Source organism: Lacrimispora sphenoides (genome assembly GCF_900105215.1).
Lineage (GTDB): Bacteria > Bacillota > Clostridia > Lachnospirales > Lachnospiraceae > Lacrimispora > Lacrimispora sphenoides_A.
On sequence record NZ_FOIP01000002.1, the window covers coordinates 1,314,369 to 1,325,957 of the forward strand.

Consider the following 11,589-nt stretch of genomic DNA (forward strand, 5'->3'; position numbering starts at 1 on the left):
AGGGGAAGTGGTGAAAACATATGGGAGGAAGGTTAGTTTTAAAACTGGAATCAATCGTAAAGACGTTTCCCGGTGTCAAGGCTCTTGACGGGGTTCATCTGGAGATCTTTGAGGGAGAAGTCCATGCCCTGTGCGGAGAAAACGGGGCAGGAAAATCTACCTTGATGAAAATAATCGCGGGAGCACAGCCTTATACTTCCGGTGCTATGTATCTGGATGACAAAGAAGTGGTGTTTCATTCTGCCAAAGATGCGGAAAAACATGGAATCGCCATGATCTATCAGGAGTTTAATATGGTTCCGGAGATGTCGGTAGCAGAAAACATGTATCTTGGAAGACTTCCGGTAAGTCCATTGGGGAAAGTGGATTGGAACAGACTGTACCAGGATGCACAGGAGAATCTGGATCATCTGGGCTTAAAATTCAGTGCAAAGACTAAGGTAAAGAATCTGTCAGTGGCAGAGGCTCAGATGACGGAGATTGCCAAGTGCCTGACCATCGGGGCAAAAATCATCATTATGGATGAGCCTACCGCAGCACTGGCAGATGAGGAAATCCAGATTCTCTTCCGGACAATTGAGGAACTGAAGAAAAAGGGAATTGCAATCATTTACATATCCCACCGCATGGATGAGATCTTTCAGATCTCGGACCGTCTAACCGTTTTCCGCGACGGAAAATTCGTTGCATCAAAAATCATTGGAGAGACGGATTATGATGATGTGGTATCCATGATGGTCGGACGCAATGTATCCAATCTGTATCCGGTGAGAGATTACAAAACCCAGGAAGTGGTATTTGAAGCCAGGAAAGTAAACAGCCGTGGGGTCCATGATGTCAGCTTAAAGCTTCACAAAGGAGAAATTTTAGGGATTACAGGCCTTTTGGGTGCCGGTACAATAGAACTTTCCAAGCTGATTTACGGTGCCATTCCAATGGACAGCGGAGAAATTTATGTACATGGTAAAAAGAAGGATTGTTCTTCTCCCAGAAAAGCTTTAGAAGCAGGAATCGGGTTTGTCTCAGATGACAGGAAGCAGGAGGGGCTTGTTTTATTAAGAAGCATCAAAGAAAATATCTCCATGTCTTCTCTAAAAAAGCTGACCAAAGGATTCCGGCTGGATAACAGGCTGGAAATGGACCGTGTAAAGGAACAGGTGAAAGCGCTTAATATTAAAGTCAGTTCTGCACAGCAGCTTGCCGGAAAGTTAAGCGGCGGAAACCAGCAGAAAGTAGTGTTTGCAAAGGTGCTTTTAGCGGATTCTGATATTCTGATTTTAGACGAACCCACACGAGGAGTCGACGTTGGGGCCAAGGCGGAGATCTATGCCATTATGAACAAGCTGACGGAAGCGGGAAAGAGCATTCTTGTAATTTCTACGGATCTTCCTGAATTGATTGGGGTCAGTGACCGCGTCATTGTTATGCGGGAAGGACGAACGGTGTTAGAAATCTCCAAACAGGAAATGAATCAGGAAAAAATATTAGCACATGCGTCTGGAGGGGTAAGTGAAAATGAATCAGGAAACTAAGAAACGGTTAATCAACCAAATTAATATATATCGCTCGGTTTTGATCTTACTGGTAATCTGTATCTTTGCCGCCTTTTTGTCAGAAAGCTTTTTAAGTGTTTCCAACCTGTTTAATGTTTTTAAGCAGGTGACAGTTGCCGGCATCATCGGATGCGGCATGACCTTTGTGATTCTTACCGGCGGAATCGATTTGTCCGTAGGTTCCATTCTGGGCTTTGCTGGGGTTGTAGCCTCCGGTGTGCTGGCTTCCACCGGCAATACCTTTCTGGCGGTACTTACAGCAGTTGCAATCGGAATTACCTGCGGAATCGTAAATGGATTTTTTATTTCCCAATGCGGGATTCCTCCGTTTATTGCTACCCTTGGCATGATGACCCTTCTTCGGGGATGTGTTTTGGTCTACACCAAAGGCTCTCCCATTCCGGTCAAGGTAGATTCCTATAAATTTATTGGAAAAGGTACGGTTCTGGGGATTCCGGTGCCTGTTATTATACTGATAGCACTTTTCCTGCTGGCACACTACATATTGACGCAAACCAGCTTTGGACGCAGCATTTATGCATTTGGCGGAAACCGGGAAGCCGCCCGTTTATCCGGAATATCCGTAAAAAAGACGGAATGGATGGCTTACATCATTAATGGCTTTTTAAGCGGCATTGCGGCAGTGGTTTTAACAGCCAGACTGGGGTCTGCACAATCCACCAGCGGACAGGGGATCGAGATGGATGCCATTGCAGCGGTCATACTTGGAGGTACAAGCTTAAGCGGCGGAACCGGATTTGTGCTGCCTACTGTGGTAGGTGCTATGATCATGGGAATTATCGATAATATTCTTACGCTTATGAATGTAAATCCCCACGCCACCAATATTGTAAAGGGCGCAGTTGTTCTCATTGCAGTTCTGGTGGACAAAAAGGTTAAGGATTTATCTGCGAAAGCAGAATAAATAAAACTATTAATGTAAAAAAGAAGGGAAGGAAAAAGATTATGATCAAAAGAAAACACATGGCAGCAGTAGCAGCCGCAGGATTTGTCCTTGCATCATTGGCAGGATGCAGCAGCGGAGAGAAGGCGTCTGAAACCAAACAGGAGACCGCACAGACAGAAGCAGCTACGACAACAGCGGAAGCTAAAGCAGAGGCTAAGTCAGGGGAGAAGAAATACGTAATCGGACTTGCTATGAATACTCAGACAAATCCATTCTTTGTGGATGTAAAAGACGGGGTACAGAAAGCCGCAGACGAATTAGGAGTAGAACTTTATATTACAGATGCGCAGGATGATCCATCAATTCAGATGAAGGATGTAGAAAACTTGATCACCAAGAAACCGGACTGCATCATCATCGATACTTGTGACTCGGATGCAATCGTATCTTCCATAGAAGCATGTAACGAAGCCGGTATCCCGGTGCTTACCATGGACCGTGAGGCAAGCGGCGGAGAAGTGGTTTCTCATATCGGTTACGATGCCATCAAATCCGGTAAACTGGCCGGCGAGTATCTGGTAGATACACTTGGAGGCAAAGGAAATATCGTAGAAATCCAGGGTATTATGGGAACCAATGTGGCTCAGAGCCGTTCCAAGGGCTTTAACGAAGCCATAAGCCAGCATCCTGACATGAAGATCGTTGCCTGCCAGGTTGCAGATTTTGACCGTGCCAAGGGTATGAGCATTATGGAGAACATCCTTCAGGCCAACGACCACATCGACGGATTATATGCAGCCAACGATGAAATGCTTCTTGGAGCTTTGGAAGCGATCGAAGCTGCCGGCCGTCTGGACGAGATTACCATGATCGGCTGCGATGCCATTGATGACACCATTGAGGCCATTAAAGCAGGAAAGGTTAATGCAACAATTGCAGAACCGCCTTTCTTCCTTGGAAAAGCTATTTTGAACTCTGCATACAATTATCTGCAGGGCAAAGACGTAGACAAGTATGTGATTTTGGACAACGAACTGGTAACTGCTGATAACGTAAATGATTTAGTTACAAAAGAATAATCGATATTTTTATTAGCTGCGGCATCAGGCTGGATTAATCGGTCTGATGCCGCAGTTTTTTTGGGGCGTGTCAATATTTGTAAATTATGAAAAGATTTTCGTTATTGTTTGTGATATAATTTCTACAGTTTTTAATAATGATGAGCCGGATTCAAAAATATGAGACAGGAGGTGTTGTCATGATCATATCGCTTGATCCAAAGACCGTAGATAAATTAACAAAAACTGAGCTTGAAATCGTAAATTTTATTAATACACATGAAGATACCCTTCCTGAGATGTCAATTGTTGATATCGCATTTGAGACCTATTCTTCTCCCTCTACCGTTTCCAGAGCAATCCGGAAGTGCGGATTAAACGGATTCAATGAGCTCCGGTACCGCTCCGTTAATAAGGCAAAGAGCGAGGAAATACAAGGCATAAATGAAATACTCAATAAAACCCTTATTGAGGCACAGAAAGTTCATGAACGTATTTCCCTTACCGATGTTCTGGAGATTATTAAATGCCTGGATTCTGCCCGGCAGATATCAGTTTTCGCAAGAGGGCCGACAACTTATGTTGGGCAGGAGTTTTCTTTAAAGCTTCAGCTTCTGGACTATGATGTCTTTTACACAGACGATCCCAACATCATGCAGGTAAAAGCTTCAAAACTAAAGGCAGACGATGTTTTGTTTCTCTTGTCTTTAAACGGAGAAACTCCAGAGCTGATCGCCTCTGCATTTACAGCCTTTCACCGTGGAAACCGAGTGATTACCTGTTGCTGTAATGAGAAGTCCAAACTGTTGTTATACAGCAATTATTCCCTTATCGGATATAAGCATTCCCATCAGGCAATCAAAGAATTTGAAGTCTCATCAAGAATTGCATTGCATATGATTTGCAGAATTATCATTGATTACATATCAACCTATCGAAAGAAATAACAGGGCGGATGAAAAATCCGGCCCTTTTTTTGTATCTTGGCTTTGCCGGGTTTTCAATTTCTGAAAAGATTTTCATGGGATTTCTATATATAATGGCAAATGAGCAGAAGTTCTGAAAAAAGGTGAGGTGCAATAGAAGATGATCTATACTTTGACTACAAATCCTGCGATTGATATGAATATTTCAACCAATGGGATACAGGCAAAAGTAGTAAACCGGACGTATGGTGCTGTTTATACTCCCAATGGTAAGGGGCTGAATGTAAGCTATTGTTTGAAACGGTTCCATATCCAATCAAAAGTTCTTGGCTTTTTCGGAGATTTTTCAGGAAAGTATATCGTTGAAGAGACTCAGAAGAAATCCATTGAAACCTTTCCGGTCTGGGTGGAAGATATCACACGGATTAATATTTTTATAAACGATGGGAAAGAGGAGTTCAAGTTTGTAAATGAAGGGTCCTATGTATCTGACCGGAAGCAGGAGGATATGCTCCGGATTATGAACGGACTTGCTGATTTAGATACGCTGGTAATCAGCGGAAGCCTGCCAAAGGGGATCGGAAACCAGTTTTATGATGAGGTAATGGAAATATGCAGAAAAAAACAGGTAAAGGTAATTTTAGATATCAGTTCCGATTACTTAAAGGACTTGATGCATTACCGACCATACTTAATTAAGCCCAATGATGAGGAAGTAAAAGATATCTTTGGAATCATTATGCGGGATGAAGCTGATATGGTCGATGCCCTCCACTATCTGCACGAGAAGGGGGCACAAAATATCCTTATTACACTGGGGGACCGGGGATCCTATTTTTATAATGGGAAATCTGTATTTTTTGCAGGTACAAAGAACGTTGAGCTGGTCAGCTCTGCCTGCGCGGGAGATGCATGCCTCGCCGGATTTTTAAGCGTATGGCTTGATCAGCCGGGGGAGGTAGAACAAGCATTAAAGCGTTCTGCGGCAGTAGGGGCAAACGTGGCTGAGAGCAACGGATTGGGACCCATGGATAAGGTAGATGATTATGAGAAGGAAATTGATGTAAGAAGGGTGGAATAAACATGAGGCTGTTTCATGATTGTCACAAGAATAGGAGAGAGAAAAATGCCGTTAGTTACTTCTAAAAAAATGTTACTTGATGCCCAAAAAGGAAACTATGCAGTCGGTGCCTTTAATGTGGAAAACATGGAAATGGTTATGGCTGTCATAGATGCGGCGGAGGAGCTTCACGCGCCGGTGATTCTGCAGACGACGCCGTCTACAGTAAAATACGGAGGCTTAAACCTGTACTATGCGAATGTAAAAGCAGCAGCCGAACGCGCTTCTGTCCCTGTGGCGCTTCACCTGGATCATGGCAGCAGCTTTGAACTGGCGATGCAGGCCCTTCGTGAGGGATATACCTCCATTATGATAGACGGTTCCCATTTGTCCATGGAAGAGAATGCGGCTATATCAAAGTCCGTTGTGGATGCCTGCCATCCGTCTTGCATACCGGTCGAAGGGGAGCTGGGGCGTGTGGGAGGAAAGGAAGATGATCTGGAGGGCGGCGACGGAGGATTCACATCACCGGATGAAGCCGCTTATTTTGTGGAAAAGACAGGGATCGATTATCTTGCGGTATCCATCGGAACCGCACATGGCGTATATTCCGGGGTTCCCAATATCCGCATTGATATACTAAAGGAAATCAGGAAGAAGGTTTCCATACCCCTTGTTCTCCATGGAACCTCCGGGCTTGCAGATGAAACGGTGCAGGAATGCATCCGGGAAGGCATTTGTAAAGTCAATTATGCGACGGATTTACGAATCGCATTTAGCGAAGGGGTGAAAGCGGTTCTAAAAGAAAACCAATCCGTTATTGATCCAAAAACTTATGGCAAAAGAGGCCGAGAGTCTGTAAAGCAGTATGTATGGAACAAAATTTCAGTTTGTGGCAGCGGGGGGAAAGCAGGAAATTATGAATAAGCTGATCAATAGCCAGGAGCGGATGGTACCGGAGATGCTGGAAGGCTATCTATCCTTAAATCCGGACCTGTACTGCAAGGTACCTGGCGTTATGGGTATTAAAAATAAAAGGGAAGAAGATAAGGTGTCGGTGGTCATTGCCGGAGGATCTGGGAATGAACCGTGGGTTCTGGGATTTGTAGGAGATGGCCTGGCTGACGGAGCTGCCCTGGGAAATGTTTATACGGCGCCGCCTTCCCGTACCGTATTGGAAGTAACAAGGTCAGTGCCTCATGATAAGGGCGTCATTTTTATCGCGGCAAATCATGCCGGAGATGTGCTGAATTTTGAACTGGTGCGGGAGCTGGCCGAATTGGAAGGAATTAAGTCCCATTGCATTTATGTATCCGATGATATTTCGTCGGCTCCCCTGGAAAAAAAGGAGGAACGCAGGGGGATAGCAGGAATTTCCTTTGTGGTTAAAATTGCGGGGGCAGCATCAAAAGAAGGCTATGGTCTGGAAGAAATGAAACGGTTGGTTGAGAAAGCAGTCAAAAACACCAGAACCTTTGGTGTAACAACCTCCCCGGGATATATGCCCGGATCAGGAGAGGCGATGTGCGAGCTTCCGGATGGCTTTGTGGAGTTTGGAATGGGATTTAATGGAGAGCCCGGAACGAAACGGGAAGAGCTCTCGTCAGCAGATGCGATAACAGAAGCGCTCATGGAACAGTTGTTAAATGAGGTCCCGGCAGGCTGTGAGGCTGCATTTATGGTGAATGGTTACGGATTTACCAGCATGCTGGAACTTTGCATCGTAAGCCGGAAAGTGAGTGAAATTGCAGAGGCAAACGGAATTGTCAATGTTCATTCATTTATTGATACCCTTTTTTCACCTCAGGGAACCGGTGGCTTTTCCGTATCAATACTGATCCTTGATGATGAGTTGAAAGAATTATATCAAAAACCCTGTAAATCCCCATTATTCCGGTTTCAAGGAGGCAGCAGATGAATGTGGATCAACTAAATGCGGATCAGGTAAAGCAGCTTTTTCTGTGTGTTGCCGACCGGATTGTGATAAATGAGCCGTATCTGACAGAAATTGATATGAAAATAGGCGATGGAGATCATGGCACGGGAATGGAACTGGGATTTAAAGCGGTCCTGGAACAGCTTCCTTCCCTGGAAGCAGAATCCGTGGAATCTGTATTTCAGGAATTGGGGCGGATACTGCTTGATACCATGGGAGGAGCCTCAGGCGTTTTGTTTGGTACCATGTTTATCAGCGGTGTTATCCGTCGAGAACCATCCTGTTGTTTTGGGCTTTCGGATTTTGCGGAAAGCTTCCGGGTATCCCTGGATGCCATTATGCAAAGAGGGAAGGCCAGGGTCGGGGATAAGACTATGGTGGATGCATTGGAGCCAGCCGTTGCTGCGTTAGAACACGCCGCTTCCCAAGGGCTGACCATCCATGAGGGATTCTCCATGGCCGCAACAGCAGCAAAAAAGGGTGTTGAATATACAAAAGAGATAAAAGCCAGATTTGGAAGGGCTAAATATTACGGGGACAAGGCGATTGGACTGCAGGATGCGGGTGCTACATCCGTATGGCTGATTTTCCAGGCTATGTCGGATTGGGTATCAAATAACTTGATATAAATAAAAATTATGGGAGGTTACGCAACATGAAGAAAGCATTAAAGAGATTTTTAGTTGCAGGAGCAGTAGTTTTGAGTCTGGCGGGATGCCAGAAAGCCGCACAGGAACCGGCAGTGGCAACAAATGCGGGAAGCGAGGAGGCTTCAAAGCCTAAGGAAACCAATGACAAAAGCATCACAGTGGGTGTCAGCCTGTTAAACAATGCGCATGTTTTCTATAATAACATAGAGGCAGCTATGAATGAAAAGGCAAAAGAAATGGGATATCAGCTGATCATCCAGGATGCGGCCGGAGACGGCAACAAACAGCTGAATCAGGTACAGGATTTCATTACACAAAAAGTAGATGCTATCGTTATTTGTCCAACCAACTCCGCCGGAAGTAAATCCATGGTGGAACTGGCTGATGCAGCCGGTATACCGGTATTTACCATGGATGTTGCGTCGGATGGAGAAGTAATCAGCCATATTTCAACCGATAATTACAGAGGCGGAGAACTGGCTGCAGAATATGCGGTAGAACATATCCTGAAACAAAAAGCCGGTCAGGCGGCAGTTATTACATATGCAGAGATTGAAGGCTGCGTACAGCGTGAAAAAGGGTTCACAGAATGGCTTAGTAAAAATGCTCCCGATGTATCGGTTGTGGATGTACAGAACTATTCAGGAGACCAGGGAAAAGCGGCAGAAGTTATGCAGAATATGCTGTTAAAGCATGAAAACCTTGATGTGGTATTTTGCGTCGGCGATCCCGCGGCCGTAGGCGCCATGTCCTCCATTGATGCGGTGGGAAGTAATGTAAAAGTGATTGGTTTTGACGGAAACCCGGAAGGTGTTGAAGCGATTTTAAGCGGCGGAAACTGGATTGCTGATATTGCTCAGGATCCGTCAGCCATTGGAATAACAACATTGGAATGCATTAAGAAGCATCTGGCCGGTGAATCTGTTGAAAAATTAATTCCGATTCCGCCGAGAGTGGTTGACGCAAGCAACTTAAAATAATAAAACCTACAACGGAAGGAGTGAGATGCAATGAAAGAACAGGCTTTCGTTGCTTTAGAACACATTAGTAAATCCTTCCCTGGCGTAAAAGCACTGAATGACGTTTCCATCAATTTTTCCCCTGGCAGAGTCCACGTTCTGCTGGGGGAAAATGGTGCAGGGAAATCTACAATTATTAAAATTATCTCAGGGGTATATCAATCGGATGAAGGGAATCTGATAGTCAGAGGAAATAAAGAAAGATTTGAAAACACCAGAGAATCCTTAGGGAAAGGAATCAGTGTGATCCATCAGGAGCTCAGTGTGATTCCGGATCTGACGATTGCTGAGAACATCTTCCTTGGAAGGGAACCAAAAACCCCCTTAGGGCTGATTGATAAGCAGAAGATGAATCAGGAAGCCGGTAAGCTGCTGGAATCATTGGGAATGCAAATAAACCCCAGGACATTTATCAGAAAGCTGGCCAATGGGGATAAGCAGATGGTCGAAATCGCCAGGGCGGTATCCCAAAACAGTTCAATGGTCATCATGGATGAGCCTACCTCCTCCTTGTCGGAAAAGGAAGTGGGGGCCTTGTTTAAAGTCATAAAGTCTTTAAAGGAAGAAAATGTAGCGGTTATTTACATATCCCACCGTTTGAAGGAGATACGCGAAATAGGGGATGATATTACGATTTTAAGGGATGGAAAGGTTGTTATAACTTTGCCCCTATCTCAAATTTCAGAAGAAGAAATGATCAACAAGATGGTCGGAAGAGAAATGAAGCAGTTCTATTTCCGGTCAGAAAATGCAGTGAAGGATGAAATTGTGTTATCCGTAGAAAACCTGGGACGAGGCGGCACGTTCCACAATGTCTCGTTTCAGCTGAGAAGGGGAGAAATCCTGGGTGTTGCAGGTTTGATCGGTGCTGGACGGACAGAAGTGATGAGAACTGTTTTCGGAGCGGATGCCCCGGACTCTGGTTCTATGTTTGTCGATGGCAGACCATACCGGCCGAAATCTGTAAAGGATGGGGTTGCATCCGGGATTGGCCTTGTTCCGGAGGACAGAAGGGGCCAGGGGCTGCTTCTTGAAAAGAATGTAGCCATCAATACGACGTTATCCAGCTTGTTTCAAAGGTCTAAAAAGGGATTGATCGACTTCGCCTGGGAAAAGGCGGCGTCAGAGGAATATGTGAAAAAGATGGGGACGAAAACTCCCGGGATCAAGACCAGGATTAGAAATCTCTCAGGTGGTAACCAGCAGAAGGTGGTCATTGCAAGGTGGCTTCTTGCAGGCTCCCGTATTTTGATCATGGACGAGCCTACCAGGGGGATTGATGTCAATGCAAAAGCTGAAATCTACAACTTGATGAAGGAGTTTGTAGAGGCCGGAGGCAGCATTATCATGGTTTCCTCTGATCTGCCAGAAATTCTTGGAGTTGCAGACCGGATTATGATCATGAGGGAAGGGACTGTTTCAGGATTTATAGATACCAAAGAGGCTTCGGAAGAAAAAATCATGGGTTTGGCAAGTATCAGCACAGAAAGTTCCGGGAGGGCAAAAGAATGAATAAACAAAAACCAAATAAATATCTGACATTTGCAAAAGATAATACCATGCTGATTTTCCTGATCCTTTTGTTTGCACTTTGCCTGATGTTTGTTCCCAGGTTTGCAACCATCGGTAACTTTAAGAATGTATTGATTCAAATTGCAATTAATGCATTGATTGCAACCGGCATGACGTTTGTGATTCTTTCTGATGGAATTGATTTATCCGTTGGCTCTGTTGCGGCACTTGCCGGTATTGCAGCAGCAGCCTGCATCAAGCTGTTTCCGGATGCCGGCATAGGGCTGAGCTTGTGTGTGATTGTGGCAGCATCTGTAGTGGTCGGAGGAATTTGCGGCAGCATCAACGGATTATTTGTATCTGTTTTAAACGTTCCGCCCTTTATCGCCACACTGGCGATGATGAATGCCGCAAGAGGTCTGGGATATGTTTTTACAGATGCAAAACCGATATTCGGACTTCCGGCTTCTTTTGGCTGGGTAGGACTTCGCTCGGTTGGTCCGGTGCCGGTATCTGTCATACTCATGTTTTTGGTGATTGGTACTGCCATTTTTATTCTTGGAAGAACCTGTTACGGCAGATACATTTATGCGGTAGGAAGCAATACGGAGGTTGCAAAGCTCAGCGGAATCCAGGTCAGGAAGATCAAAATGTCCGTTTATATTATCTGCGGAATCTTAGCGGCCCTTGCTGGTGCTGTATTGGCTTCTAAACTGCAGAACGGTCAGGCAACAGCTGCAGCCGGATATGAGCTGAATGCCATTGCTGCTGTAGCTATGGGAGGCACCAGTATGTCCGGGGGACGGGGCGGTATGGTGCAGACGATCTTTGGACTCTTTGTCATCGGAATCATAAATAATGCATTGAGTCTGTTAGGCATATCCTCTTACTGGCAGACCATTGCCATGGGAGTTATTATTCTCATTGCAGTGGTGATTGACCGGTTACAGAGCAATGAGTGATGCTGG

At 45.2% G+C, this 11,589-nt stretch carries 11 protein-coding genes; all 11 read left to right on the top strand.

The window, feature by feature from the left end:
* The first annotated feature begins 20 nt into the window (after positions 1 to 20).
* Complete coding sequence (locus tag BMW45_RS22840) at positions 21 to 1,532, top strand: sugar ABC transporter ATP-binding protein (protein WP_092249377.1); 1,512 nt, start codon at positions 21 to 23, stop codon at positions 1,530 to 1,532.
* Positions 1,516 to 2,478 (top strand): ABC transporter permease, encoded by a 963-nt coding sequence (locus tag BMW45_RS22845; protein WP_092249380.1) that lies wholly within the window; start codon positions 1,516 to 1,518, stop codon positions 2,476 to 2,478. The genes BMW45_RS22840 and BMW45_RS22845 overlap by 17 nt, the downstream gene beginning before the upstream one ends.
* Before the next feature lie 41 nt (positions 2,479 to 2,519).
* Positions 2,520 to 3,539 (top strand): substrate-binding domain-containing protein, encoded by a 1,020-nt coding sequence (locus tag BMW45_RS22850; RefSeq protein ID WP_092249383.1) that lies wholly within the window; start codon positions 2,520 to 2,522, stop codon positions 3,537 to 3,539.
* A 179-nt stretch (positions 3,540 to 3,718) separates the two neighbouring features.
* Entirely contained in the window at positions 3,719 to 4,465 is a 747-nt protein-coding gene (locus BMW45_RS22855; RefSeq protein ID WP_025232937.1) for a MurR/RpiR family transcriptional regulator, read from the top strand.
* A gap of 139 nt (positions 4,466 to 4,604) precedes the next feature.
* The gene (locus BMW45_RS22860; RefSeq protein WP_092249386.1) at positions 4,605 to 5,525 is read left to right on the top strand and encodes a 1-phosphofructokinase family hexose kinase; all 921 of its coding nucleotides are present in this window, start codon (positions 4,605 to 4,607) and stop codon (positions 5,523 to 5,525) included.
* 45 nt (positions 5,526 to 5,570) lie between these two features.
* Positions 5,571 to 6,431 (top strand): class II fructose-bisphosphate aldolase, encoded by an 861-nt coding sequence (locus BMW45_RS22865; protein WP_092249389.1) that lies wholly within the window; start codon positions 5,571 to 5,573, stop codon positions 6,429 to 6,431.
* Positions 6,424 to 7,422, top strand: coding sequence for a dihydroxyacetone kinase subunit DhaK (locus BMW45_RS28125; protein ID WP_166433458.1), 999 nt, complete (start codon positions 6,424 to 6,426; stop codon positions 7,420 to 7,422). Before BMW45_RS22865 ends, BMW45_RS28125 begins: the two co-directional genes overlap by 8 nt.
* Positions 7,419 to 8,069 (top strand): dihydroxyacetone kinase subunit DhaL, encoded by a 651-nt coding sequence (gene dhaL, locus BMW45_RS28130; protein ID WP_242883214.1) that lies wholly within the window; start codon positions 7,419 to 7,421, stop codon positions 8,067 to 8,069. The genes BMW45_RS28125 and dhaL overlap by 4 nt, the downstream gene beginning before the upstream one ends.
* 26 nt (positions 8,070 to 8,095) lie before the next feature.
* A complete protein-coding gene (locus BMW45_RS22875) occupies positions 8,096 to 9,070 on the top strand; it encodes a substrate-binding domain-containing protein (RefSeq protein WP_025232942.1) in 975 nt (324 codons plus the stop codon).
* Positions 9,071 to 9,100: 30 nt separating this feature from the next.
* Positions 9,101 to 10,621, top strand: coding sequence for a sugar ABC transporter ATP-binding protein (locus BMW45_RS22880; RefSeq protein ID WP_092249392.1), 1,521 nt, complete (start codon positions 9,101 to 9,103; stop codon positions 10,619 to 10,621).
* The gene (locus BMW45_RS22885) at positions 10,618 to 11,583 is read left to right on the top strand and encodes an ABC transporter permease (RefSeq protein WP_092249395.1); all 966 of its coding nucleotides are present in this window, start codon (positions 10,618 to 10,620) and stop codon (positions 11,581 to 11,583) included. The genes BMW45_RS22880 and BMW45_RS22885 overlap by 4 nt, the downstream gene beginning before the upstream one ends.
* Positions 11,584 to 11,589: the final 6 nt, after the last annotated feature.

What these genes read in the sequence shown, in the direction of transcription:
- BMW45_RS22840 (WP_092249377.1), top strand. Translation starts at nt 21, where the DNA reads ATGGGAGGAAGGTTAGTTTTAAAACTGGAATCAATCGTAAAGACGTTT.
- BMW45_RS22845 (WP_092249380.1), top strand. Translation starts at nt 1,516, where the DNA reads ATGAATCAGGAAACTAAGAAACGGTTAATCAACCAAATTAATATATAT.
- BMW45_RS22850 (WP_092249383.1), top strand. Translation starts at nt 2,520, where the DNA reads ATGATCAAAAGAAAACACATGGCAGCAGTAGCAGCCGCAGGATTTGTC.
- BMW45_RS22855 (WP_025232937.1), top strand. Translation starts at nt 3,719, where the DNA reads ATGATCATATCGCTTGATCCAAAGACCGTAGATAAATTAACAAAAACT.
- BMW45_RS22860 (WP_092249386.1), top strand. Translation starts at nt 4,605, where the DNA reads ATGATCTATACTTTGACTACAAATCCTGCGATTGATATGAATATTTCA.
- BMW45_RS22865 (WP_092249389.1), top strand. Translation starts at nt 5,571, where the DNA reads ATGCCGTTAGTTACTTCTAAAAAAATGTTACTTGATGCCCAAAAAGGA.
- BMW45_RS28125 (WP_166433458.1), top strand. Translation starts at nt 6,424, where the DNA reads ATGAATAAGCTGATCAATAGCCAGGAGCGGATGGTACCGGAGATGCTG.
- dhaL (WP_242883214.1), top strand. Translation starts at nt 7,419, where the DNA reads ATGAATGTGGATCAACTAAATGCGGATCAGGTAAAGCAGCTTTTTCTG.
- BMW45_RS22875 (WP_025232942.1), top strand. Translation starts at nt 8,096, where the DNA reads ATGAAGAAAGCATTAAAGAGATTTTTAGTTGCAGGAGCAGTAGTTTTG.
- BMW45_RS22880 (WP_092249392.1), top strand. Translation starts at nt 9,101, where the DNA reads ATGAAAGAACAGGCTTTCGTTGCTTTAGAACACATTAGTAAATCCTTC.
- BMW45_RS22885 (WP_092249395.1), top strand. Translation starts at nt 10,618, where the DNA reads ATGAATAAACAAAAACCAAATAAATATCTGACATTTGCAAAAGATAAT.